At 62.0% G+C, this 23,531-nt stretch carries 21 protein-coding genes and 1 tRNA gene; 15 read left to right on the top strand and 7 right to left on the bottom strand.

Going from position 1 to position 23,531, the window contains the following annotated elements:
* Positions 1 to 4: 4 nt before the first annotated feature.
* The 8 genes from AACH40_RS16695 (at position 5) to AACH40_RS16660 (ending at position 7,957) form a co-directional block, all read left to right on the top strand.
* Positions 5 to 1,792: a tail fiber domain-containing protein gene (locus AACH40_RS16695; RefSeq protein ID WP_338643362.1), complete on the top strand. Its 1,788-nt coding sequence runs from the start codon at positions 5 to 7 to the stop codon at positions 1,790 to 1,792.
* Between the two features lie 23 nt (positions 1,793 to 1,815).
* A complete protein-coding gene (locus AACH40_RS16690) occupies positions 1,816 to 2,148 on the top strand; it encodes a hypothetical protein (protein WP_338643361.1) in 333 nt (110 codons plus the stop codon).
* Positions 2,149 to 2,152: 4 nt separating this feature from the next.
* A complete protein-coding gene (locus tag AACH40_RS16685) occupies positions 2,153 to 2,377 on the top strand; it encodes a hypothetical protein (protein WP_338643360.1) in 225 nt (74 codons plus the stop codon).
* Positions 2,374 to 2,964, top strand: a complete 591-nt coding sequence (locus tag AACH40_RS16680) for a lysozyme (protein ID WP_338643359.1) — start codon at positions 2,374 to 2,376, stop codon at positions 2,962 to 2,964. The genes AACH40_RS16685 and AACH40_RS16680 overlap by 4 nt, the downstream gene beginning before the upstream one ends.
* Positions 2,961 to 3,494: a hypothetical protein gene (locus tag AACH40_RS16675; RefSeq protein WP_338643358.1), complete on the top strand. Its 534-nt coding sequence runs from the start codon at positions 2,961 to 2,963 to the stop codon at positions 3,492 to 3,494. The genes AACH40_RS16680 and AACH40_RS16675 overlap by 4 nt, the downstream gene beginning before the upstream one ends.
* A 202-nt stretch (positions 3,495 to 3,696) precedes the next feature.
* Positions 3,697 to 4,029, top strand: coding sequence for a hypothetical protein (locus AACH40_RS16670; protein ID WP_338643357.1), 333 nt, complete (start codon positions 3,697 to 3,699; stop codon positions 4,027 to 4,029).
* Complete coding sequence (locus tag AACH40_RS16665) at positions 4,026 to 7,016, top strand: hypothetical protein (RefSeq protein ID WP_338643356.1); 2,991 nt, start codon at positions 4,026 to 4,028, stop codon at positions 7,014 to 7,016. Before AACH40_RS16670 ends, AACH40_RS16665 begins: the two co-directional genes overlap by 4 nt.
* A complete protein-coding gene (locus AACH40_RS16660; protein WP_338643355.1) occupies positions 7,013 to 7,957 on the top strand; it encodes a hypothetical protein in 945 nt (314 codons plus the stop codon). Before AACH40_RS16665 ends, AACH40_RS16660 begins: the two co-directional genes overlap by 4 nt.
* An 18-nt stretch (positions 7,958 to 7,975) precedes the next feature.
* Here the strand turns inward: AACH40_RS16660 and AACH40_RS16655 are convergent, their stop codons facing one another.
* Positions 7,976 to 8,206: a hypothetical protein gene (locus AACH40_RS16655; protein WP_338643354.1), complete on the bottom strand. Its 231-nt coding sequence runs from the start codon at positions 8,204 to 8,206 to the stop codon at positions 7,976 to 7,978.
* A 183-nt stretch (positions 8,207 to 8,389) separates the two neighbouring features.
* Here AACH40_RS16655 and AACH40_RS16650 point away from each other — a divergent pair, with 183 nt between their 5' ends.
* The gene (locus AACH40_RS16650; protein WP_338643353.1) at positions 8,390 to 9,475 is read left to right on the top strand and encodes an aromatic ring-hydroxylating dioxygenase subunit alpha; all 1,086 of its coding nucleotides are present in this window, start codon (positions 8,390 to 8,392) and stop codon (positions 9,473 to 9,475) included.
* Positions 9,476 to 9,541: 66 nt separating this feature from the next.
* Positions 9,542 to 10,201, top strand: coding sequence for a GntR family transcriptional regulator (locus tag AACH40_RS16645; RefSeq protein ID WP_338643351.1), 660 nt, complete (start codon positions 9,542 to 9,544; stop codon positions 10,199 to 10,201).
* Positions 10,202 to 10,284: 83 nt separating this feature from the next.
* Here the strand turns inward: AACH40_RS16645 and AACH40_RS16640 are convergent, their stop codons facing one another.
* Positions 10,285 to 11,844: a sugar transferase gene (locus AACH40_RS16640; protein ID WP_338643350.1), complete on the bottom strand. Its 1,560-nt coding sequence runs from the start codon at positions 11,842 to 11,844 to the stop codon at positions 10,285 to 10,287.
* Between the two features lie 667 nt (positions 11,845 to 12,511).
* Between AACH40_RS16640 and istA the strand changes: the two genes are divergently transcribed.
* Complete coding sequence (gene istA / locus AACH40_RS16635; protein WP_338645891.1) at positions 12,512 to 14,032, top strand: IS21 family transposase; 1,521 nt, start codon at positions 12,512 to 12,514, stop codon at positions 14,030 to 14,032.
* The gene (gene istB, locus AACH40_RS16630) at positions 14,022 to 14,789 is read left to right on the top strand and encodes an IS21-like element helper ATPase IstB (RefSeq protein WP_136955033.1); all 768 of its coding nucleotides are present in this window, start codon (positions 14,022 to 14,024) and stop codon (positions 14,787 to 14,789) included. The genes istA and istB overlap by 11 nt, the downstream gene beginning before the upstream one ends.
* 79 nt (positions 14,790 to 14,868) lie before the next feature.
* Here istB and AACH40_RS16625 read toward each other — a convergent pair whose 3' ends face one another.
* Positions 14,869 to 16,515: a hypothetical protein gene (locus AACH40_RS16625; protein ID WP_338643349.1), complete on the bottom strand. Its 1,647-nt coding sequence runs from the start codon at positions 16,513 to 16,515 to the stop codon at positions 14,869 to 14,871.
* Between the two features lie 393 nt (positions 16,516 to 16,908).
* Positions 16,909 to 16,985: transfer RNA gene (locus AACH40_RS16620), tRNA-Arg, on the bottom strand.
* Between the two features lie 256 nt (positions 16,986 to 17,241).
* On the opposite strand from AACH40_RS16620, the gene AACH40_RS16615 reads away from it, so the two are divergent.
* Both AACH40_RS16615 and AACH40_RS16610 read left to right on the top strand, forming a co-directional pair.
* The gene (locus AACH40_RS16615) at positions 17,242 to 17,559 is read left to right on the top strand and encodes a hypothetical protein (RefSeq protein ID WP_169494982.1); all 318 of its coding nucleotides are present in this window, start codon (positions 17,242 to 17,244) and stop codon (positions 17,557 to 17,559) included.
* Positions 17,560 to 17,628: 69 nt separating this feature from the next.
* Positions 17,629 to 18,138, top strand: a complete 510-nt coding sequence (locus AACH40_RS16610; RefSeq protein WP_169494983.1) for an MmcB family DNA repair protein — start codon at positions 17,629 to 17,631, stop codon at positions 18,136 to 18,138.
* Between the two features lie 7 nt (positions 18,139 to 18,145).
* On the opposite strand, the gene AACH40_RS16605 is transcribed toward AACH40_RS16610, so the two are convergent.
* Positions 18,146 to 18,724, bottom strand: a complete 579-nt coding sequence (locus AACH40_RS16605; RefSeq protein WP_338643348.1) for a TMEM165/GDT1 family protein — start codon at positions 18,722 to 18,724, stop codon at positions 18,146 to 18,148.
* Positions 18,725 to 19,069: 345 nt separating this feature from the next.
* On the opposite strand from AACH40_RS16605, the gene AACH40_RS16600 reads away from it, so the two are divergent.
* Positions 19,070 to 20,464, top strand: a complete 1,395-nt coding sequence (locus AACH40_RS16600) for an alginate export family protein (RefSeq protein WP_338643347.1) — start codon at positions 19,070 to 19,072, stop codon at positions 20,462 to 20,464.
* A gap of 12 nt (positions 20,465 to 20,476) precedes the next feature.
* Here the strand turns inward: AACH40_RS16600 and ggt are convergent, their stop codons facing one another.
* Positions 20,477 to 22,252 carry a gamma-glutamyltransferase gene (ggt, locus tag AACH40_RS16595; RefSeq protein WP_338643345.1) on the bottom strand — a complete coding sequence of 592 codons (1,776 nt, stop codon included), beginning with the start codon at positions 22,250 to 22,252 and terminating at the stop codon, positions 20,477 to 20,479.
* 10 nt (positions 22,253 to 22,262) lie between these two features.
* Positions 22,263 to 23,294 (bottom strand): quinone-dependent dihydroorotate dehydrogenase, encoded by a 1,032-nt coding sequence (locus AACH40_RS16590; protein ID WP_338646140.1) that lies wholly within the window; start codon positions 23,292 to 23,294, stop codon positions 22,263 to 22,265.
* Positions 23,295 to 23,531: the final 237 nt, after the last annotated feature.

Genomic DNA, 23,531 nt, shown 5'->3' with positions numbered 1-23,531 from the left:
AGCCATGGTCGATCTGTCCACCACGCCACGCCTGATCATGCTGGGCGACAATACACTGCTGGCGGCGCAGCAGGCACAGCGCGCGACCACAGCTGCCGCTGCGGCGGCGGCAAGCCAGGCTGCGGCCGAAGGGCTGGTCGGGCCAGTCTATGCCAGCACGTCGGCGGGCATTGCCGCCACCACCAGCGGCAAGTTCTTCGCGGTCAACAACGGCGATGGCACGGTCACGATCTATCTGAACAGTTCAGGCAGCGCGGTCGCGCAGCGCACGATCGGCACGGTAGCATACAACGATGGTAAGTATGCCAGTCAGTCGAGCTTGGCCGGAACCGGCGGCGCAGCGCAGGTCGGCAAGTCGGGCGGCGGCACCGTCCAGGATCACATCAGCAGCTGGGGCTCTCGCAACGTTGGCACGGCAGCGAGCGGCACGACCACGCCGGCGCAGGTCTACCCGACCCTGACCGGGGCGAGCGACGGATCGACCGACTATCGCACCATGCTGCTCGGGGTGCAGCTGACGGGTGCGAACAGCGCGTCGCTGATCAGCCTGATGAGCGGTCAGAGCGAAGCACGGCATACGGCAGGCACGCTCACCTTCCAGTACGGGCTGCAGGGTTTCAACCGGCTCGGCCGCTTAGGCTCGGCCACGGGCGATGTCATAACCTGCCGCGGCGTGGAATGGCACACCGCCAATGAAGGCACCGGCAACATCACCACGGCCTTCGATTTCTATGCGCAGGATGTCGACTTGCTCGACGGCACCGGCACGATCGGAACGATGGTCGGGTTCAAGTGCGGCAACCAGGGCCATGCCTCGCGCATCACCACGGCAGCGCTCGGGTTCGACTGTGGCAACATGTCGTCCGGCGCGCCGCTTACCGCAGCGTTTCGTTCCGAGATGACCAGCGGCACAGGGCGCTGGGCGTTTCTGGGAGCTGGCTCTGCGCCAAGCGCGCTTGCCGGCAACCTGCGGATTGGTGACAACACGTCACCTTCGCGCACGCTGTCGCTCTACGGGTCCGACGTCTGGCAGCAGTTCGAAAACGCCTCGCGCAAGTGGATCATCGGTGCTGGCTCGTCCGCCGATTTCCAGGTCTATGACGAGACAGGCGCCTCAACCCGGCTTCGTGTCGCCGCTTCTGATGGGTCTGTGCAGCCGGGTGCGGATAACACCCAGACTATCGGTGCGGCGGGCAAGCGCTGGTCGCAGCTTCACGCGGCGACCAGCACGATTGCAACGTCTGACGAGCGCAGCAAGACTTTCCGATCTGATCTGGGTCTGTCGCCAGCGGAGCTGAATGCCGCGCGCCGGATCATCGGCGAACTTGGGTTCTATCAGTGGAACGATGCTCTGGCCGAAAAGGGCCCGGATGGCGCGCGCTGGCACTTTGGCCCCCGGGCGCAGGAAGTGGCGCGCATCCTGGTCGAAGAGGGTCTGGAGGACGCTTTCGACGATAGCATTGCCGCCGACGTTTACGTTGAAAGTGGCCCCAGCTTCAGGACGGCGTTCCTCTGCTTCGACACTTGGCAGGCGCGCTATGAGGACGATTACGAGACCGTTACCGTTCAGGTGCCGGTGCAGGTCGTTCACCGCTCGAAATACATCGTCAACAGCGATGGCGAGCCGATCGAGACCGTGGTCGAGATCATGCAGGATTCCACCGAGCGGCGGCCAACTGGTACGCAGACGCTGGTCCAGGCGGCAGGTAACCGCTTCGGGTTGCGGATCGAGCAGCTCGCGCTGTTTCTGATCGCGGCACAAGAGCAGCGCATCGCCGCGCTGGAATCCTGAACGTGGCAACGGGGGCACAGTTGATGGATCACGCGGGTGCCGATGTCGGCTCGATCATCGGCAGCGCGGGCGCGCTCGGCGCGATCTGGATGTTCCTGCGCTGGCTGCTGACGCTGGCGGGCGGGCGGCAGGATGCGCGCATCGCCAAGCTGGAACGCGAAGTTGAAGCGCTGACATCGCGGCTGATGATCGTGGCGCAGGCGGCGATGGAGCTGGCCGCCGACGTGGAAAAGCTCGACCCGAATTCGGCCTCGCTCAAGCGCGCGCGCAGCGCGCTGAAAAAGGCCTTCCCGGTGCCGTCGGCACAACCGGGCGACCTTGCCGCGCTGGCGGCCGAGATCGACGCAAAGGACTGAATCCATGAAACTGATCGACGAATGCCGCCAGGCCTGGCGGTTCGCTTCCGTGCGCCTGGCGATCGTGGCCGGCGTGGTGGCGGGTTGGGCCGCCAGCGATCCGCAGGGCTTTGCCCAGCTGGTCGAGTTGCTGCCGCCGTGGGCCCGCCCGCTGGTTGGCATTGCCGTCAGCGCAGCCGCGATCGGCACCCGTATGGCAAAGCAAACCAGGATCGGCGGTGACGCATGACGCAGGGCCCGACTGCAGCGCCACAGCGTTTTCGCAAGGGCACGCTCGCCGCGATCGTCGGACTTGGTTCGGCGGCGCTGTTGCTGCTGGGCGTGCCGAAAGAGGAAAGCGGGCGCACGGTGACGGTCGACTTCGCGATCGACGGCACCGCGCATGTCGAACACGTCAGCGGGCCGCAGTACCTGAAGGCCTATCGCGACGTGGTTGGCATCCCGACCGCCTGTGACGGGCTGACCGCCGGGATCCGGATGGGGCAGACCTATACCGAAACGCAATGCGCCGCGCTGCTCGAGGCCGAGCTGGTGCGCCATGCCGAAGGCGTGATGGCCTGCTCGCCCGGCCTGGCGCTCGACATTCCCGGGCGCGACAACGTGCGCGCCGCGGCGATCAGCCTTGCCTACAACATCGGCGTTGCCGGCTACTGCGGCAGCACGGCGGCGCGGCGGATCAATGCCGGCCGCATCCGCGAGGGCTGCGACGCCATGCTCGCGTGGGACAAGGCCCGCGTTGCCGGCGTGCTGCGGCCGGTGAAGGGCCTGACCGCCCGGCGGCAGAGGGAGCGGGCCTTGTGCCTGAAAGACGCATGATCGGCTTCCTCCTCGCCGATCGCTGGCGTGCCCTCTCGCTGGCGCTCGGCGCTGTCTGCCTTGTGCTGTCGGCGTGGATCTTCGGCCTTCCGGTGCTTGGTGGCGGCCTGATCGCCAGGCTTGATCGCATGACGGCCCTGAATGCCAGCAATGTCGCCGCGCACCGCCAGACCAAGCAGGTTTTCCGCAACGCGATGGCCGAAGCCCGGCTGCTCGACCAGGCGCGGCTTGCCCGCGTCCGTGCCGAACAGGAAAGGATCAATGATCATGCCCTTGAAGATTACGATCGCCGCATGGCTGATCTGCGCGCTCGCTACGACCGGCTGCGCGGGCAAGGCGGAGCCGGTGCTGCAAGTTCGGCCGGTGCAAAGCCAATGCCCGGCATTCCCGCGCCCGCCGCTGGATCTGATGAAGCGGCCAGCGCGGACGGACTTTCTCTCGCCGAGCGGTACGAGTGCAGCGCCACTGCGCTCCAGCTCGACGAACTGATTTCCTGGGTGGAAAGACAGGCGGACGTTTTGCCTAACTGAAAAGCAGGGCCCCGCCGTGAAGGCATGGCAGGGCCCCGAGGTGGAAGGCATCCGGTAGACATATGCCTTCGGGCCGGAGCCGGAACATACCCTCAATCAAATGCAGAGTCATCCGCAGCGGCTGCGCTGCGGATGCAATTCCATTCGTCCGCAGGAGGGACGCATCATGGCTGACGTGAATTTTGCAATCGGCGGGCCTGGCATGGCCAAGAAGTTCCGCGACATGAACGACGGGACCTTAGCCGAAGTCACTGCGCCGCCGCTGGTGCGGCCGGAAGCGTGGGCATCGCCTTCCACCGCGTTCGACGCGCGGCTGTTCGGCACGGTCGAGGTCCAGTTCGTCGGCGCTCCGAGCACGGCATATCAGCCGCAGCGCAGTCTTGACGGAACCACTTTCGTGAATTGCCTCGCCTATGACGAGGCTGGCAACAGCTCCACCACGATCACGGCCGCGGGGATCTACAGCTTCACGGGCTACGGCTTCCTGAAATTCAGTGCCGGCGATGGTTCCACCCTCACGCGGAGGGCGGCATGAGCCTCCTCGATTCCATCAAGGCTGCGCGAAAGTTCGCGTCCCACAAGGCGCGGAGTGCCTACGCGGCAGCAGGGGCAACAGGTGTTGTCGCCGCTTGGCCGACCAACCTTACACCCCCGCTTACAGTGGGTAGGGACAGCGGCTCGACTGCCGTTACCTTTGCGGCGTCTGGTAGCCAGCTCACCGCATCCATCGCATCCGCTCTTGCGGCGGGCGCCAGCGTTGCCGCTACTGCTCGCGTCACGCAGGCCGATGGTGCGGGCGTGCTCATCCCTGTGACGCTGACCGGCCTGTACGCGATGGCCGCTTCGCCCTCGACCGCGACCGTCTCGACCAGTGCAGCACCCGGGACGCTCGTGGCGAACCTTTCGAACGTGCCCACGGGTCAGACGCCTGTGATCAGCCCGAACGATGGGCGCTTGGTTATCTCTGGTTCGGAGGCGGCAGGCTGGAAGGTATCGGTCGGCCTTACCGCAGCTTCGGCGGGTTCGCAGACGTTCACGATCAGCGCGGCGGGGGCAACGTCTTGCACGGTCGCGGTGACGTTTGCGGCCTCGGCCCTGGCGCCAGCTTACACCTTCCAGCGCATCAGCACGTCCGCGCTCTACACCCGCAGCGCGCTCGGTATGTCTACCACGTCCAAGGGGCCGTATTTCCCCTGCGTGGTCGATGTGCGGACCAACCCGATGTACACGGGTAAGGTTGATTATCTTTGCTACTTCTCGTCGGACCACGACAGCGCAGATGGGGGCATTTATTTGATCGCCTGCTATGGCGATCCCACCATAGCCGCAAACTGGAAAACCTATGATCAGGCGCTAGCCGCTGGCTGGTTCGCAAATGTGACCGGCACGAAGCCTGCGGGCAACCCGATCTACCTTTACGGCGGCGTCGGCGGCAACGCATCCAACGAAACGCCTTGGGTCAATATCCTCGATGATGGTTCGTGGATGATGACAACTCAGGTTCGGAACGGGATTATCTCAGGATGGACGGGCCAGTTGTCGATCCGGCAAACCTCTACGAACGGCCTAAGCTGGACAACACTCAACCCCGCCATTTTCCTTGTCCCGAACGCACCTGAATATGGCTCTAATTCGGACACCGGAAACCATACTGGCTATCTCCGTTGGTTCCGCAACCCCGGTCTTGACGTACCGTATTCGTGGGTTGGCTGGTCGCTGATCGGGGGCGGGGCTGAGAGCATAACCGGCATGTGGGGGACAAATGACCCCAAAGGAAGCTGGACATATCTTGGTCCCTGCGGCGGTCAACTTGGGCGTGCTGTGGATGGCACGCCGCCGCCCGGAACATACGGCCAGTATTCCGTGCCAGCAGCGCCGGTGGGATTCCGCCAGACACAGCAGGGCTTGTCCGCCTTCGGTAACTGGGTCACTTCGTCGTTCTACACCAACCCGGTTTCGGGCACGTCGTACGAATATCTCATGGACCTTAAGGGCAAAGGGGCAGCGTCCCAAGGCCGCAAGCAGTTCGACCTCGGTGCTGCTGGGTCTTACGACGAAATGCTGGCCTCGTTGTCGAATATCATCGACATTGGTGATGGGCGCGTATTCGCAGTCGAACAGGGCCGCTTGGGTGATAACACGCAGAACGCGTTGAACGTGGCTTGGGCGAGCAAGTCTGCAAGTGAGGCGACTTTCACGCCACTAACGCCAGCAATCCCTGCGGCGCTCACCTCTCGACTGGCGGACTATACTACTGCAACCACCGTTCCCGCCAACTTCTATCCTGTATCGGTGGGCGCTCCAACGGTGGCCTATGCGTCAAACGGGAAATCGGTGTCGTTTGGTGCCAGCGAAGCCTATTATGAGTTTGGCGACGGGTTTATTCCCAACAACGTCGAGTATGTCGATATCTGGGTTGAGAACCTGATCTCGACCATCAATAACTCACGCCACTTCGCTATCGGTTTCAGTCGTGTAAATGACAACACCGTTCTGGCGAACCCCGGCATGTACCTTGAGAGCCACCCAAATGGCTCGACCAACTACCTTTATCGGACGCAGAACTTCGGCGGCGCCACTGTGCGCGCGTCGATGGACACGCCTGGTCCGGGTTTCGGTACGCTGACCGACAACGGCAGCACGGGCTACAACTTCTCAAGGTACAACAAGGACTACGGCATTCGCTGGTTCGTGAAGACCGGGCGAATGGTTGTCATCAGCATGGGCGGGATGGAAGTGGCCGACTTCGGTGGCACCCCAGTTTCGTTCATGGACCCGACGCAGACCTATTACCCGTTCATCATGTTCAAGGGTGTCGCTGCTAGTTCAACCGAGCGGTTTGCGCAGTGGGGCTACTCGTTCAAGACGGGTGATGGTCGGGTGACTTCGCCGTTTGTCCCGTTCGGTTTTGCGCCGGTCGTAGACCTGAACTACAACCTGAATGTCTACAAGGTCGGGAACGACATCTTTACCTCGCGGGCTGCCTTTGAGGCTGACCCACGGGTAACGACTATGGACCCGGCATTTGGGCTGCACATGATCAATCTGGCTGGATCGCTCTCGGGCGGCGGGTCAAGCACGATGAGCGTGCAGGTCTATCACACAGCGTTGAAGTCTGCTGGTACAGGCATCATCGCCAATCTAGACGCTGGCGGCATCAACTACACTGCGAACGCCGCTCGCCTGCAATTGACCTCCGCAGGGTCTATCCAGGCTGTTGCGCTTGTGGGTGGCTCGACCGTGCAAACCACATCGGCCAATGCTCCTACGCTTGCAGATGGCGCTAATGTCTGCTCGGTTTTCTGCACCTCGAACAGCCCTTCGATCCTGTTCACGACCAACCATTTGACAGCCGGGACCGGCAATTTCACCGGATCGGTCCCTACCGCGCTCAATCGCCTGATCGTGGGAGGGCGTCCAGACAATGCCGCGCTCAAGTATGCAGGGTCCATCAAGCGGGTCGTCGCTTACGCTACCCGCATGAACTTCAATGTCGTGTCGAGCTTGGCGGTCACGCCATGATGCGTCGCTTCGGCAACATCGCCAAAGGGCTTAAATCCATGCGCTACTTCCTCGCTTTCCTCGCGCTGCTGGCTTCACCGCTGGCAGCGCAGACCGCCGCTGTGCCCGCTCCCCCGATTGTCACTGCTCCGGCAAAGGACTTCGGGGGCAACGGCCAGATCGCTTACGGCAGCAAGCGCAATGTCCGCGCACTGCAGGCCATGGACGCGTTCCCGCTGTCGACCAACGGGGTGATCATCAGCGACATCGTTCTCGACAAAGGCCGCATGTTCGCTACCCCGAAGAAGTCGGCAGCGCTGACAATCAACGACGTGACGATCGAGCGGATCTCCGCGAACGTCACCAAGCGCGGCATATTCGTGCGCGGTGATAGCGCCCGATGGACCATCCGGGACTTCGACATCCGCTATGTCGGCTCGACCGACACGAACGATTATCCCATGGGCATCCAGCTCGGGATGAGCGCCACTGAAACCCCGCACGACATCCTCATCGAGCGCGGCTACATCGCTGGCTTCAAGAACGCGCGGCCTTCCGGTTACCCGAATGCGGACGGGATCGATTGCGAGCGCGGCGTCCGCAACGTCACGATCCGCGACGTTGTGATCGAGGACATCACAGACGGCGCGGTTGACTGCAAGGCGACCAACGTGCGGCTTGAGAACGTCACCGCACGCAACGTCAGCCACCGCAGCTTCCGCTTGTGGGGCACCGGCACCGCCTCGACGCTCACTTCGGTCAATCCCGGATGGGCGCATATCTGGATCAGCGGCAACGGCGGCAGCTACGTCATCGACAAGCTGGTTGCGATCGGCGGCGGTGCCCTGGTCCAGTCCGAGAAGGGTGCCAAGCTGGTCATCAAGGCTTGCGACCTCACCGGCTGGACCGGAAAGGTGAAGAATGCCGGCGGCGGCTCGGTGCAGTTCGGCGCCGGCTGCTGAATGCCCGTCCGGTCCATATCAGCCGCTAAACTGCCGCTCTGAGAAATTGTGGTAGCGCACGATCCACTTCGCCCGCTCCAGTTTCTCTTCAGCATTCAACCCAAGATCGAGCGCAGAGTTTCTCTCCCGCTCCGGGGTCGCCGCCCATTTCCTATCGATTGTCGGCAGGCATAGCCGCACCGAGCGTTCGGCCTGCAGATGGCCACGGTCGCGACCGTCATCGCTCTGCCGTGCCGGTTGACCATCCATGTTCGGCGTCTGCGCGGCGGGCCGGCCTGTCGCGCGCGCTCATGGCGCACCGGCACTTGCGATCAGGGCGGACCCTACGGGTGGCGAATCGAAGGCGGGCTACCGGCGCTGGTCCTCATCAGTTCTTGACCTGAGCGCTCGGGGTGCGATTATTGGATCCAATAACACCAACCAGGATCGAAGATGCCCACGCCCGACACTCCCCAATCCGGCCAGCTCCAGCCCTGGTCTTTGCATGCCTGGTACGTTGCCGCGATGAGCGAGGAGCTGGGCACGACCCCGCTGGCACGGACCATCTGCGGGCAGCGAGTGGTGTTTTTCCGTGACAGGAACGGGCATCCGGTCGCGCTGGACGATTTCTGCCCCCATCGGGGGGCTCCGCTATCGCTGGGGTTCGTGCGCGACGGAGAACTCGTCTGCGGCTACCATGGGCTCGTGATGGGGTGCACCGGAATGGTTTCGGGCATGCCCGGGCAGACGGTGGAGAAGTTTGCCGGCGCGCGGCGCTTTGCCGTTGTCGAGCGCGGCAGCTTCATCTGGATCTGGCCAGGTTCGGCCGAAAGCGCCGATCTTGATCAACTCCACCCGCTTGCGTGGGCGGATAGCCCGCAATGGGCCTATGGGGGCGGATATTATCACGTCGCCAGCGACTATCGCCTGATGATCGACAACCTTATGGATCTGACCCATGAGACTTACGTCCACGGCAGCAGCATCGGCCAGAAGGAGATCGACGAAGCGCCGGTCGAAACGCGCGTCGTGGGAGAGCGCGTCATCACGCGGCGTTTCATGAACGGTGTCGAGGCACCACCGTTCTGGAAGATGGCGCTGCGTGGGGCCGGATTGCCCGATGACCAACCGGTCGACCGCTGGCAGATCTGCCACTTCCACCTGCCCAGCCACGTGATGATCGAAGTGGGCGTGGCTCTTGCCGGACGTGGGGGATACGATGCGCCGGACGAGGTCAGGGTCTATGCCACGGTGGTCGATTTCATCACCCCCGAAAGCGCAACGTCGCACCATTACTTCTGGGGAATGGCGCGACGGTTCGCCGTTGGCGATGCAGCATTGACGGACTCCATCCGCGAAGGTCAGAGGAGGATCTTCGGCGAGGATCTCGAGATGCTGGAGCGACAGCAACAGAATCTTTCGTCTCATCCCGATCGCAGGCTCATGAAGCTGAACATAGACGCAGGCGGCGTGCGGTCGCGCCTGCTGATCGACCGGGCCATTGCGCGTGAGCGTGATACGCTCCACCAATTGGTTTGAACCGGCGCGCGCATGCGTCGCGATGAGGCAACGCGGGTGACGCGGTCAGCCAAGCCCGGCCAGCAGGTGCTGGTCGCGCTGCGACGGTTGATCGCGGACGGCACGATCAAGCCCGGTATGCGGATCGGCGAGATTGCGACCGCCGAAAGGCTCGGCGTATCGCGCATGCCGGTGCGCACGGCGCTTCGGGCGCTTGAGCATGAAGGGCTGGTCGTCAAGTTGGGTGCGCGAGGCTATACCCCGCGAGCCGTGAACGCGGAAACGATCCGCGGCGCGATCGAGGTGCGCGGCGTGCTCGAAGGCCTTGCCGCCCGGCATGTGGCGGCGCGGCATTTGCAGGACGAAGAGCGAGATCGGCTGGCGCAGGTGCTGGCTTACGGCAACACCATCTTCGAGAAAGGCCATTTCGTCTCGGAGGACCTCGACCGGTTCTATCGCTACAATGTCGACTTTCACGAGCTTCTGCTGGCCTTGAGCAGCAATCCGTCGATTTCCCTGGCGCTCGAGCGGAACAACCATCTGCCGTTCGCATCGGCGGCTGCCCTCGCGCTCGATTGGGACGATCTCAGTGCGGAATACGTGCACCTGCGCCATGCGCACGAGGAGCACTTGGCCGTGTTCGATGCCATCTGCGCTGGGGATGCGGTGCTCGCCGAACGCCTGATGCGCGACCATGCAAGGGCGGCCATCAGCAACGGGCGAATCTTCAAGGGGATGCGGGTGTAGAGCGGTGGGGCACGCCCAGCTACCGGATGTAAATCGGCGAGGTGCTCCGCGGCTGCGGCAGTCCTCGGCCCGCGAACCGAAGCTCAGTAGGCGTTATCGTGGACGAGCACCTTGGCCGTGGCCAGGATAATGCCGATGTCCCCGCGCAGAGACCATTTCGAGGTGTATTCAATGTCCTTGGTCACGCGGTTAATGATGTCGACCTCTCGGTCGGTCGCCCCGCGATAGCCGCTCACTTGCGCCAGCCCCGTGATGCCCGGCTTCGACGAATGCCGCTGCCAGTACCGCTGGTCTGCATCCCAGAACAGCTTGCCCTCTGCAGTTGAATAGACGGCATGGGGCCTGGGGCCGACCACGCTCATGTCGCCTAGCAGGACGTTGAGAAGCTGCGGCAGTTCATCGAGGCTCGTTCGGCGGATGAAGTTTCCGACCCGGGTGATCCGGTTGTCAGAGCGCGAGGTGGATTGGGCGCCACGGGTATCGCAGGCCTCAGCGCGCATCGAACGGAACTTCAGCACGTGGAACAGGCGGTTGCCCTGGCCGATCCGCGGCTGGCGGAAGAAGACGGGACCCTTGCTCTCAGCCTTAATCGCGATTGCGATCAGCGCCATCAGCGGTGCGAGGAACAGGAGCGCCGCCAGCGAGAACGCGACATCGAAGATGCGCTTGAGAATACGCTTGCGAAGCGGGAAGGGCGCACCCGACAGCACCACGACCGGCTTTCCGCCAACCAGGCGCATCGGGCACGATTCGAGCTGGTCCACATTCTCGACGGGAACCTCGATGTCGACATTCATCCCGCGGAGCGCGTCGATCCATTGCGGTCGCAGGGGGGCGCTGCAATTGACCAGAACCCGATCGATCCCAGCCAGCGCCCTGCCGAGGCGGTCATAATCCTCGGCTGTCGCGCAGGATGGATCGAAGCGTACCGGGAATGTGCCGGTCCTTGGCGATCGGGAGCAATCGACCCAGCGATCGTAAGCCATGGCCCGCAAATAACCCTTGTCCGATTCCGCAACGGTCGACATGCGCGCCACGAGGGTGCGCGCGGGCGCGGCGAGCACGGCCGAACCGAGGCACATCGCTGCAAGAAGAAGGGTTTCTCCAAGGAACCGTTCGCCTAATCCGAAGCCGATCAGGCTCAGCATAATGGCGCCGCCGATCGATGCGATTGCGGCGGCACGCAAGGCGCGCAGCCCACTCGTGACGACGGATGGGGAATATGCCCCGCTCAGAAGCGCGAGCGGGACATAGGCGAAGTAGGCCGACGCGAACTTGCCGGCGATGTTTGTCGAGCCGAAGTTGCGACTGACCAGTTCAGCCATGACGTAAAAAGCGACAAGATCGATGAGGATCAGGGCCAGGGCCGCCAGAGCCCTGGGCGGGACGAGGTCGGTCGCGGGGAGCAGTCTCGGCCATGAAACGAGATTAGGACTGTTTGCTTCAGCGCTCATGCTAACCTCTTTCAACCCGAGAGATGTCTTCTCGGTCGGCCGCAGTGGTGCCCACGGACTTGATGCCGGTGACTGGGCACACGCTCCAGGTGACATGAATTCGAAGAAATATTGCCCGCATGTTGCATGGCAGCACCGTGACGGGATGATCCAATAAGCAGAAGATCTAGGGTCATCTCGCAGGTGCAAAAATAGCCTTTAGGGCTACACCTTTTTGAACGAGAATAAGCTTATACTTCACTCTCAGCAATGCACCGGGACGATGACGGATTTCGTACTGAAGCTGAACTTTCAGAAATTCCCGATGTATTGGATGAGTTTTGCGAAAATCGCCAAATAATGCTCTCGAAAGAACATTCGGGCGAGGTTTAAAGGTTGAGGTTATCTTTAGATAACCGCCATGTCCGGTACTTACTATTACAGGTTGGATCGATGGCGCGCGCGTATCTTGGGTTGGCCGGCTGTGGGGGACTCCGATGGTCCGCGACGGACCTCCTTGGAGTGACCGATTGTCTTCCTTGCAGCGCCAGCCGTGAGTGCCCCTGCTCACAAAAGCGCGTCGATGCCTGAGCAGGTGCATCTCTCAAGCAAGTTTCCCGAGTTGGATTCGTCAGAGCCTGCCATTGGCGGGTCGAGAACTCGTTGGCGCGATACAGAAGAGTTGATCGAAAGCGGCGCATCGTTCGCCACGCCAGCGTTGGGATGCATCCTTTCGTCATCGTCAACAGAAGATGCAGATCTCAGGGTGTTGAATAGCGCTGAGAATTGACCCGGGAGGGCCAGAAATTATCACTGAGAATTGACCCATGCTTTCCTCGCCTCCGGCTGACAGTCGGGAGGCATCGGAGTGATCGACATGGACCTACTCAGTGTGATCCGCCGCTGGCACTTTCGGCAAGGCATATCCATTCGCGAGATCAAGCGGCGAACGGGGTTATCGCGCAACACGATCCGCAAATATCTTCGCGCCGAGGCGGTGGAGCCGGTATTCAGGGTTCCTGATAGACCGAGCAAGCTGGACCCCTTTGCTGAGAAGTTGACGGGGTGGCTGCGGGTGGAGGCTGGCAAGTCGCGCAAACAGAAGCGGACGGCCAAGCAGCTTTACGCCGATCTCGTCGCACTCGGCTTTGACGGCTCATATGCTCGAGTGGCGGCGTTTGCGCGGGAATGGAAGCGTGGGCGCCAATATGAGCAACAGACCAGCGGACGCGGGACATTCGTGCCGCTGGTATTTCAGCCCGGTGAGGCCTTCCAGTTCGACTGGAGCGAGGACTATGCGGTTCTGGGTGGCAAGCAGGTCAAGCTGCAAGTGGCTCATACCAAGCTGTCGCATAGCCGAGCGTACATCGTTCGGGCTTATCTGCTGCAGACCCACGAGATGTTGTTCGATGCGCTGACGCAGGCGTTCCGAGTTTTGGGTGGCGTGCCGCAGCGCGGGATCTTCGACAACATGAAAACCGCAGTCGACAAGATTGGCCGCGGCAAGGCCCGACAGGTGAACGCACGCTTTGCCGCGCTTGCCAGCCACTATCTGTTCGAGACGGATTTCTGCAATCCAGCCTCAGGCTGGGAGAAGGGGCAGGTCGAGAAGAACGTCCAGGACGCTCGCCACCGCTTGTGGCAGCCAATGCCTCACTTCCCGGATCTCGCAACACTCAATGTCTGGCTTGAAGAGCAATGCATCGCACAGTGGGCCAACATCCATCACGGCGGCCTGCCCGGCACCATCGCAGATGTACACGCCGAGGAGGTGGCCAGCCTGATGCCCATGGGGCGACCCTTTGATGGCTTCGTCGAGCAAACCAAGCGTGTGTCACCCACTTGCCTGATTGCCTTCGAACGCAATCGTTACAGCGTGCCAGCCTCCTTCGCCAATCGGCCCGTCAGTCTGCGTGTGTACCCCGAACGGCTCGTCATTGTCGCGGAAGGGCAGGTCCTGTGTGAACACGAGCGGATCATTGATCGGTCCCATCATAGGTCCGGGCGTACGATCTATGACTGGCGGCACTATCTGGCCGTTGTTCAGCGCAAGCCGGGGGCCTTGCGCAATGGCGCCCCATTCCTGGAGATGCCCGAAGCCTTCCGGCAACTACAGGTAAGGCTGCTCAAGCGGCCTGGCGGAGACAAGGAAATGGTCGAGATCCTGTCCCTTGTCCTGCACCATGACGAACAGGCTGTCCTGCGCGCTGTTGAACTTGCCCTCGAGGACGGGGTCGCAACCAAAACCCATGTTCTCAATATCCTGCATCGCCTGATCGATGGGAAGGCACCACCGGCTCCCCCGATCGATGCTCCACAAGCCTTGCGCCTCGGCAAGGAGCCCAAAGCCGATGTTGGCCGCTACGACACGCTGAGGGAGTTGCGCCATGCGTCATGATCCTGCCAGCGCTGCTGTGGTCGTAATGCTCCGCGGCCTCAAGATGTATGGCATGGCCCAAGCCGTTAGCGACCTGATCGAGCAAGGGGCCCCGGCGTTCGAGGCGACCGTGCCGACACTGTCCCAGTTGCTCAAGGCAGAAATGGCCGAGCGCGAGGTCCGCTCGATCGCCTATCAGATCAAGGCTGCTCGCTTCCCGGCATACAAGGACCTGGCCGGATTCGATTTTGCCGCCAGCGAGGTCAATGAGGCATTGGTACGTCAGCTCCACCGCGGCGACTTCATGGACAGTGCCGACAATGTTGTGCTGATTGGCGGCCCTGGCACCGGCAAGAGCCACATGGCCACCGCTCTTGGCGTCCAGGCCGTCGAGCACCATCGCAGGAAAGTGCGCTTCTTTGCCACTGTCGATCTGGTCAATGCGCTTGAACAGGAAAAGGCGGCCAACAGGGCTGGCCAGATTGCCGAGCGGCTGCTCAAGCTCGATCTCATCATCCTGGATGAACTGGGATATCTGCCGTTCAGCCCGTCAGGCGGCGCCCTGCTATTCCATCTGCTCAGCAAACTCTACGAGCGCACCAGCGTCGTGATCACAACCAACCTCAGCTTCAGCGAATGGTCTGGCGTCTTCGGCGATGCCAAGATGACCACAGCTTTGCTCGATCGCCTCACCCATCATTGCCACATCCTCGAGACAGGCAATGACAGCTTCCGCTTCAGGGCCAGCTCCGCCGCACCCAAATCCAGAAAGGGATAAACCCGACTCTTGACCGTGCCCCTCTTGGGCAGCACATAACCCACACCCACCCGGGTCAATTCTCAGTGATAATCCCGGGTCAATCCTCAGCGCTACTCAACATGTCATCGCCATCCCCGGCGACAATCAGGTCGTTGCCGCCGAGGCCATAGAGCACCTGGCTTCCAGTCCCGCCCTCGATGCGATTGTCGAGTTCGTTGCCGGTGCCGACGACACCGGGGGCGAGGAGGTAGAGATCCTCGACATTGCCCGGCAGGGTGAAGCTGACCGAGGCGTATACCTTGTCTTGGCCGCTATTGGCATTTTCGATGATGGAGGTGTTGTTATGATAGACATAGTAGGTGTCGTTGCCAGCACCGCCGATCAGGTCCACGTGCCCCGAAGCCGCACTTTTGAGTGTGTCGTCGCCGGATGTTCCCTTGACGGTTGCTCCAGGATCAATGGCGGCGCTGACCGACACTCCTGCAAGAGCATCCTTCCACCCCTTCGTCAGAGAAGGAGTCAGGCTCAAAAGCTTTGCATAGTCGGGAGCCGTTGCGCCCAGATCGATCTTGATATTATTTTGCTGTATTGTGCCATCTGACTGTTCGTAGACATAGCCAGACGAGGTATTACGCGCGACGGTAGCGCCCGATACATTGTTTAGCCTGATCCAGGACATCTGATCTTTGTAGCCACCAACCCAATTTCCAGTTATGCTTACGTTCTGAGCAGAAAAAACCCCAATGCCGTTCCACATTCCGCCGGATATCACGTTGTTGGTGATCGAGACGTCGGTAAATGGAAGCTTATTTGAATTGTCGCGAAGCCATATGCCCTGAACTTTAGAGCCATTCCCTCGAATGAACACGTTTGAGTCGATATTTATATTTGTGGCGATTGAAGTCGTATTATCTGTCCACAGTTGAATGGCATCTGCATGATCGCCAGTGTTGCCTATGTCACCCCTTGGGTGGAAGTCAGTAAACACATTGCGAAGAATATTTAAACCGCTGACGAGGTTGCCGTGGATGCCATCGCAGCGGATGTAGTGAAACAAATTGTCCTTGATCGTCATGTTTCTATTGGTAAAGATCGTCAAGGCATTGTAAGAATTTGTAAATTCTGAATTCGAAATTGTGACGGAGTTGCTATCACGCACGATCATCGTCTGCTGATCAAAGTCTCTCCCGGTGATCTTTACCTTGTCAATTGTGACATTCGTGGAGTTTGTCACCTTGAAATTGTAGTCAGTGGATGAATTCGTGGCCGTCAGGTCGACATTTGACATCACGATGCCCGATGACTTGGAAATCGTCAACGCATTGATCACAGCTTTGTTGCTGCTGTCAGCAGAGGTGATGGTGACCGATTTGTCGAAATTTTTCCCGACGATCGTCAGCGCGCTATACGTTCCTGGGGCGAGATAAATTGTATCGCCAGATTTTGCTTGGGACAGTGAAGACGTAAGTTCTTCGGTGGTCCGCACATTAAAAGATGCCACGATGCGACTCCGCGATGTTGATGTAGCATCTTCTCCGCCCCAAAAAGTAAATTTGCTTTTAGACCTCTGGTGAATTTCGGATTCATCAGATGACTTGGTAAAATTTCGAGAAATAAAATCATGACTAGTTGAATAAAGTATTGCTGCGCATGATACCGAGATCACGAGTAACGGAATGATAAGAAGCATCCCACTCCAGATTCGGGATGCCAACCTCTTCGGCTTCGGCTTCTGCATCGTCATCGGCTCCACCTAGCCATAGGCCGATTGAGACGCCCGGCAGATCATCAAGTGCGGCACATTGACGAAAAACGTCTGCGCCGGAACCCGCGTATCGGCCACCTGGGCATGGCGAAAGTTATGCAGAATGCTGCACCTGCAAAGTGACAATCCGACCGCCTAAACCCATGGACTATCCTGCTGCGGGAGCAGCATCACGAGTGCCCTGGCGCATTTCGTTGGGCGGTTGGGATCAGGATGAAGGCTTGGGCCATTGGGCCTTCGCCTTGATGCTTGCGACACCGCTTCGCAAAGGTGTGGCGACGATGCAATCCGATACAGGATTTACGCTCGCGCAGTTGCCGAGCCTTGCGCATCAGATGCGGTGACCGAGCTGCGATGATCTTTGAGGGGTTGTGGCGCACCCGACAGGATTCGAACCTGTGGCCTTTGCCTTCGGAGGGCAACGCTCTATCCAGCTGAGCTACGGGTGCTTGGTCGGGGTCCACTAGCAGCGGATCGATTAAGGTGCCAGCCCCATCGCACGTGTTTCTCTGCAATGATCCACGTCAGAATCCTTATACGCGCTGAGGCTTAGTTATTTGGAAGGCAGGCCTCTGGTACCATGCCGCCATGGCGAGCGCATTTCATTCGCAGGAGCGGTCATCCGCCCACGCTTCGGCACGATCGGCAGGCCTGCCTGGTTCTGGCCGGGCTGATTTTGGCAGCGGGGCCGGATCGGCGCTTTCGATGAAATGGGCGGCGCTTCACGACGCGGCGGCGGTGGTTGCCTCGCTTGCTGGTCACCCGCCCGAAGCCCGCAAGGCAGAGATTCGCAATTTTCCTGCTCTTGCCCGCGATGCCGGCGGCTGGCGCTACGACGAGGCCCGTCGCGGGGTCGACGATCTCGCCGCGATGATGGAGCCGGGGCTTTCTGCCCTGCTCGCCGTTCACGCCCGTGGCCTGTCCGCTGCTCCGGCGGCCCATGCGCTATGGCAGGAGTTCGTTGCAGCAAGGGCGGTGCTGCTCGAACTTGTACCTCCGCAAGGTTTGAAGCGACTCGGCTGAACACTTCCGTGTCTAGGCTTATGGCGGGACTGCTTTACGCGTTCGCTCTATGTTCTTATGCTAGGCGCCATGTCCGAATCACCGGAACTTGTCGCGCTTGATCTCTCTGCATCGGACACCTTTGCGGACGCCCGCTCGGTCGCGCGAGGCATCTGTCGGTTGTTCGCGCGCAATGACATCTGGTGCCTTACTGAAATGCCGCTGCGGTCAGGCCGTCGCGCGGACCTGATGGGAATCGACGCGAAGGGGCGAATTGTCATCGTCGAGATCAAGGTCAGTCGAGCCGATCTCCTCGGGGATGCAAAATGGCCTGACTATCTCGAGCATTGCGACCGGTTCTACTGGGGTCTCGCCCCCCACCTCGATCGCGCGTGCCTGGATGACGCCGCGTTCCTGCCCCACGCCTGCGGAGTGATCGTCGGTGATGGCTATGATGCGGAGATCGTGCGACCGGCACCGTCGCTGCCGCTGGCGGCGGCGCGGCGGAAGGCGGAGGTGGAACGGCTGGCGCGCGCATCGCTGCGCCGCCAGCTCGTCGGGATGGATGCACACTGCGCCGCTTGGGGCGAAGGGCTGTAAGGCTTGGTCAGAGAATGCCGGCGGTACGCGCCAGCAGCCACAGGCCAAGACCCACGAACAGCAATGCGGCGACGATCCTTACGGCCTTGAGCGGCACGCGACGCAGCAAAGCCTCGCCGAGGAACACAGCCGGTACGTTGGCCAGCATCATGCCGAGCGTGGTGCCCATCGTGACCGCAATCGCATCATGATACTGCGCGCCCAGCGCAATAGTAGCGACCTGCGTCTTGTCGCCAATCTCAACCACGAAGAAGGCAACAAGGGTCGTGAGAAACGGACCGAAGCGCGATGGCTTCGGGCTTTCGTCATCGTCCATCTTGTCGGGCACCAGCGTCCACAGCCCCATGGCGATGAAGCCGGCGGCGACGGCATAGCGGAAGGCGGGCCCGTCCATGAACCCGGCGACTGTCTCGCCAAGAAGTGCGGCAAGGAAATGATTGGCGATGGTCGCGCCGAGGATGCCCGCTACGATCGGCCAGGGTTTGCGGAAGCGGGCGGCTAGAATGATTGCGAGCAGCTGCGTCTTGTCGCCGATTTCCGCGAGTGCGACGACAGCGGTCGAGGTGGTCAGGGCTTCGAGAATCATGGGCTTTCCACGGGGCCGGGCGAACCAGTCGAGACAAACGACAACCGCGCCCTTCCGCCCGGCCGGACGAAAAGCGCCGTTGCCATTGGTCTCGCCCAAAGCCTGCCGCAGGTCCGGCGAGCTCTGCCTGCGCCATGGCCTCTCGGCCAAGCATGTTGACGCATCGGGATCCGCTGGCTGCGCGGATGGCTACTCCCCAAGTGACGGACAGGGCCATAGGCAAGGTCCCAGCGGACGGCAAGTCCTCCTTTGCACATGCGGATATAGCTGCCATAGGCCGCCGCGCGGCGCCGAACCGGCACCCCACGCGGGGACCGGGTGTCGCACCTTTGCAGGAGAACGACTGTGACCAACAGAGTTGTCCTGTCCGCGCTCGTCGTGGCAGGCCTGACCGCGAGTCCCGCTTCAGCAAGGCAGGCGCCGTTGGCGCAGGCTTTGGGTGCGACCGATGATCTTCAGGTCAGCGCTTCGGTCCGCACCCGCCTTGAAGGCATCGACAACCAGTTCCGCGCTGCCGGCCCGGATGCGGATTCGATGCTTTCGATCCGCACGGACGTTGCTGCAGAATATGATGCTGGACCTGTGCGGTTCGGAGCCGAGGTCATCGATAGCCGGGCCTACCTGCAGCGGTCGAACTCAACGGCCGGAACCGGTGAAGTCAACACTTTCGAACCCGTCCAGGCTTTCGTGCGATTCGAACTCGGTGACCATGGTACGGGCGCTTTCGGCAAGGGTGCGAAGGCGGGGCACGGACTTCTGACACTTGGTCGCTTCACCATGGACATCGGTGGTCGTCGCCTCGTTGCGCGCAATCGCTTTCGCAACACGACCAATGCTTTCACCGGCGTCGAGGGCGATTGGACCACGGCAGGTGGCGTGCGCGCGATCGGCTTCTGGACGATGCCCCAGATCCGCTTGCCCGATGCCGCGGCGGAAATCGCCGACAACAAGGTCAGGCTCGATCGCGAATCAACCGACCTGCAGTTCTTCGGCGGCGATGTCACCGTCCCGGGAATGCTTGGCGGCTCGGTCGAAGGCTATGCGTTACGTCTCGTCGAGCGAGATCGTCCTGATCTGCCAACCCGCAATCGTCGCCTCTGGACGATCGGCACCAGGCTCTTTGCCAAGCCGGCCAAGGGCAGATTCGATCATGATTTCGAGCTGGCGTGGCAGGGCGGCAAGGCGCGCCGCACTACTTCGATCTCCGATGTCACTGACCTCAAAGTGTCGGCCTGGCTGGTCCATGCGGAAGCGGGCTACACATTCGAAGGCAAATGGTCGCCGCGCGTGTCCGGGCTGTTTGATGCGGCGAGCGGTGATTCGGGCCGTGCCGGGGCATATCGCCGTTTCGACACGCTGTTCGGAGCGCGCCGTTCGGAGTTTGGGCCGACCGGATTGTTCGGCGCGCTGCAGCGCTCGAACATCATTTCGCCCGGCTTGCGAGGTGAGGCGAGCCCGTTTGCGCGGCTCGAGCTGATGACCGCAGCACGGATTGCCTGGGCCGAGAACGTGCATGATACGTTTGCCACGACCGGCGTGCGCGATGCGAGCGGAACTTCTGGGCGCTACGCCGCCACGCAGATCGAAGGTCGCGTTCGCTACGCGATCGTTCCTGGCCTGCTGCAGTCGGAAGTGGGTGCCGTCGCCCTGTTCAAGGGCCGCCTGCTGCGCGACGCACCGAACGGGCGTGCCAACGGCAACACGCTTTACGGGTATTGGGACCTCACGCTCAGCCTCTAGGAAGGCGACGCGCTACTGCGCGACGGCCGCTCCTTCGCTGCGCGGATCGGCTGCGCCCATCCAGCGATCGCCCACGCGGACGATGGCGTTGGTCTTCAGCGGCATTTCGATCGGAGACACCTTCACGTGGCCGAGTGCGAGTAGCGCGGGGACCATCTGTTCGAGTGAGGAGCCCTTCTCGACGAACACGGTATCACCACCGGGGGCAAACAGGACCGGCAGGGCAATCGCGCGCCCTACGGGCAACCCCCAGTCAAGCACGCCGACGATCGTCTTGATCACCTGGACGGGAATCGTCGCACCCCCGGCGGCACCAACCGCCATCACGAGCTTGCCATCGGGGCCATAGATCAGTGTCGGTGCCATCGAGCTGCGCGGACGCTTGCCCGCCTCTACACGATTGGCCGTGGCCAGACCGTCCTTGTCGGGCACGATGTTGAAGTCGGTGAGCTCGTTGTTGAGGAAGTAGCCATTGACCACCAGGCCCGAGCCGAACGCGCTCTCGATTGTCGAGGTGTAGCTGATCGCATTGCCCTTGGTGTCGATGACCACGAAGTGCGAGGTGCCGTGTTCTTCTTGCGGCTGCGCCGGCGCAAGACGCGCTGTCGGCTGGGGCGGTGTGCCGGCCGCCACGGACGGGATTGTTGCTGAAGCCGATATCAGCGCGGATCGCTGGGCAAGATAGGTGGGATCGGTCAACCCCTGAACCGGCACCGACACGAAACCGGGATCGGCGAGGTAACGGTCGCGGTCGGCATAGGCGAGACGCTCCGATTCGGCGAGCAAGTGCCAGGCGACCGGATTGTCTGGCCCCAGCGCCTTGAGATCGAACCGTTCGAGCTGCTTGAGCACGGCATAGACGGTTGTGGCGCCCGAAGAGGGCGGGCCCATGCCGCAGATGCGCCAGACGCGATACTGGCCGCACACCGGGGCACGCGCTACGGCTTGGTAGCTGGCGATGTCCGCGGTCGTCATCGGTGCCGGGTTGCGTGGCGCCGTGCCGACCTTGGCCGCGATCGTGGTGGCATTGTCACCGGCATAGAAGGCGGAAGCGCCGCGTGCGGAAACGGTCTCTAGGAAATCGGCAAGCGCGGGATTCCGGATCAGCGTGCCGACCGGCTTGGGTTTGCCATCCTCGCCGTAATACAGCGCCTTTCCAGCGGGATCGAGCGCACCGGTGCCGGGAAAGCGCGAAAGCATCATATACAGCCGCGGCGTGACGACGAAACCTTCGCGCGCCAGCCGGATCGCGGGCTGAAACAGGGTGCGCCACGCGATCAAGCCGTGCCTTTCGTGCGCAAGCGCCACGAGCCGGAGCGACCCCGGCACGCCCACGCTGCGGCCGCCCGGAATTGCCTCGCCGATCGGGAGCGGCTTGTCGCCGACGTAGAACCACTTGGGGTTTGCAGCTGCTGGCGCGGCTTCACGGCCATCGATCGTTTCGACATTGCCAGCTGCATCGCCAGAGACGAGGAAGCCGCCTCCGCCGATGCCCGAACTCTGCGGTTCGACCACCGTCAGCGCGAGCATGGTGGCGATCGCCGCGTCGGTTGCAGATCCGCCAAGCCGCAGCATCTGCGCGCCAGCATCGGCCGCGCGCGGATCGGCAGCTGAGACAAGGCCGCGTTCTCCGACCGTCGCGCTGTCTGCCTGGCCGGCCACCGGTGGGACGGCAGGCGCCGCCACCGGCTCGAACGGCGATTGGGCCGGCATGGCGCAGGCGGCAAGGGCGGCGGTTGCAGCTAGGGGCGCGAGCCGGGCGAACGCATAGGGCAGTCGAAGCGTCATGGCGCGCACGCTATGCGCTGCCGACGGCCTCGGCAATGCTGGTAAGGCCTTCGGCGCGCACCCTTTCTGCCAGGCCGCGAACGATCCTGCGGGCAAGGCCTGGTCCTTCATAGACCATCGCGCTGTAGATCTGGACCAGGCTGGCGCCTGCGCGGATGCGTTCCCAGGCATCCTCCACGGTTGCTATTCCGCCCACGCCAATCAGCGGGATTTGCCCGCCGCTCGCCAAGCGGAAGTCACGCAAGCGTTCCAGGGCCAGCGCTTTGAGCGGAGCACCGGACAGCCCCCCGGTCTCTCTGCCAAGCGGCGAGCGAAGGCCCGGACGGGTGATCGTCGTGTTGGAAACGATCAGTGCATCCAGCCGCTTGTCGAGCGCGATTCTGCAGATGGCATCGATGTCGCTGCGGGCAAGATCGGGGGCGAGCTTCAGGAAGATGGGCGTGGGATGCGCCGCACGCGCCTCGATCACTGCGTCAAGCAGTTCGCCAAGCGCGCTTTCGTCCTGCAACGCCCGAAGCCCCGGCGTATTGGGCGAGGAGATGTTGACGGTAAGATAGTTGGCAAGCGGCGCCATGATCCGCGTCATCTGCGCGTAATCAGCCACTCGGTCGGGTGAATCCTTGTTGGCGCCAATGTTTGCGCCGAGCATGCCGGGCCGCCCCTGGCGCCGCCCAAGGCGTTCGGCGACCGCTTGCGCACCGTCGTTGTTGAAGCCCATCCGATTGATCACTGCGCGGTCTTCGACGAGGCGGAACAGGCGCGGCTTGGGATTGCCTTCCTGCGGGCGTGGCGTAACCGTGCCGATCTCCACGAAGCCGAAGCCGAGGTCGAACAATTCGTCGGCGACCTCGGCATTCTTGTCGAACCCGGGTGCCAGACCAACCGGATTGGGAAAAACGAGCCCCGCAACGCGCTGCGCCAGCGCGGGCTCAGGCGGGGCAGGGCGGCCCATCGGCAATGTCTTGAGCGCGGAAATTGTCAGGCGATGCGCAGGCTCGGCGGGAAGGCGGAAAAGCAACGGCCTGACGGCTTGGTAAAGCATCCTGAGCGGGATCCATCGAGCTTGGAAGAGGTGTTCGACGCTATCGCTGTTGCGCTGCACCACGCCAAGACCGTTTTGTTGCCATTTGAGTGCATAATGTCTTGGCTTGCGAGATTTCGCGAAGCCTGTTGCACGTGCGCAACCGATTTTGTCGAATCCGTACAATTCTCGAATCGGTCCTTGCCTTAGTACGGCCCTGCGACCCGAAGGGCTCGGTGCAGCGATGTATCGAGTTCT

The organism is Novosphingobium olei (assembly GCF_037076535.1).
GTDB lineage: Bacteria > Pseudomonadota > Alphaproteobacteria > Sphingomonadales > Sphingomonadaceae > Novosphingobium > Novosphingobium olei.
This window is presented reverse-complemented; position numbering and strand designations above follow the sequence as displayed.

What these genes read in the sequence shown, in the direction of transcription:
- AACH40_RS16695 (WP_338643362.1), top strand. Translation starts at nt 5, where the DNA reads ATGGTCGATCTGTCCACCACGCCACGCCTGATCATGCTGGGCGACAAT.
- AACH40_RS16690 (WP_338643361.1), top strand. Translation starts at nt 1,816, where the DNA reads ATGGATCACGCGGGTGCCGATGTCGGCTCGATCATCGGCAGCGCGGGC.
- AACH40_RS16685 (WP_338643360.1), top strand. Translation starts at nt 2,153, where the DNA reads ATGAAACTGATCGACGAATGCCGCCAGGCCTGGCGGTTCGCTTCCGTG.
- AACH40_RS16680 (WP_338643359.1), top strand. Translation starts at nt 2,374, where the DNA reads ATGACGCAGGGCCCGACTGCAGCGCCACAGCGTTTTCGCAAGGGCACG.
- AACH40_RS16675 (WP_338643358.1), top strand. Translation starts at nt 2,961, where the DNA reads ATGATCGGCTTCCTCCTCGCCGATCGCTGGCGTGCCCTCTCGCTGGCG.
- AACH40_RS16670 (WP_338643357.1), top strand. Translation starts at nt 3,697, where the DNA reads ATGGCCAAGAAGTTCCGCGACATGAACGACGGGACCTTAGCCGAAGTC.
- AACH40_RS16665 (WP_338643356.1), top strand. Translation starts at nt 4,026, where the DNA reads ATGAGCCTCCTCGATTCCATCAAGGCTGCGCGAAAGTTCGCGTCCCAC.
- AACH40_RS16660 (WP_338643355.1), top strand. Translation starts at nt 7,013, where the DNA reads ATGATGCGTCGCTTCGGCAACATCGCCAAAGGGCTTAAATCCATGCGC.
- AACH40_RS16655 (WP_338643354.1), bottom strand. Translation starts at nt 8,206, where the DNA reads ATGGATGGTCAACCGGCACGGCAGAGCGATGACGGTCGCGACCGTGGC.
- AACH40_RS16650 (WP_338643353.1), top strand. Translation starts at nt 8,390, where the DNA reads ATGCCCACGCCCGACACTCCCCAATCCGGCCAGCTCCAGCCCTGGTCT.
- istA (WP_338645891.1), top strand. Translation starts at nt 12,512, where the DNA reads ATGGACCTACTCAGTGTGATCCGCCGCTGGCACTTTCGGCAAGGCATA.
- istB (WP_136955033.1), top strand. Translation starts at nt 14,022, where the DNA reads ATGCGTCATGATCCTGCCAGCGCTGCTGTGGTCGTAATGCTCCGCGGC.
- AACH40_RS16625 (WP_338643349.1), bottom strand. Translation starts at nt 16,515, where the DNA reads ATGACGATGCAGAAGCCGAAGCCGAAGAGGTTGGCATCCCGAATCTGG.
- AACH40_RS16615 (WP_169494982.1), top strand. Translation starts at nt 17,242, where the DNA reads ATGAAATGGGCGGCGCTTCACGACGCGGCGGCGGTGGTTGCCTCGCTT.
- AACH40_RS16610 (WP_169494983.1), top strand. Translation starts at nt 17,629, where the DNA reads ATGTCCGAATCACCGGAACTTGTCGCGCTTGATCTCTCTGCATCGGAC.
- AACH40_RS16605 (WP_338643348.1), bottom strand. Translation starts at nt 18,724, where the DNA reads ATGATTCTCGAAGCCCTGACCACCTCGACCGCTGTCGTCGCACTCGCG.
- ggt (WP_338643345.1), bottom strand. Translation starts at nt 22,252, where the DNA reads ATGACGCTTCGACTGCCCTATGCGTTCGCCCGGCTCGCGCCCCTAGCT.
- AACH40_RS16590 (WP_338646140.1), bottom strand. Translation starts at nt 23,294, where the DNA reads ATGCTTTACCAAGCCGTCAGGCCGTTGCTTTTCCGCCTTCCCGCCGAG.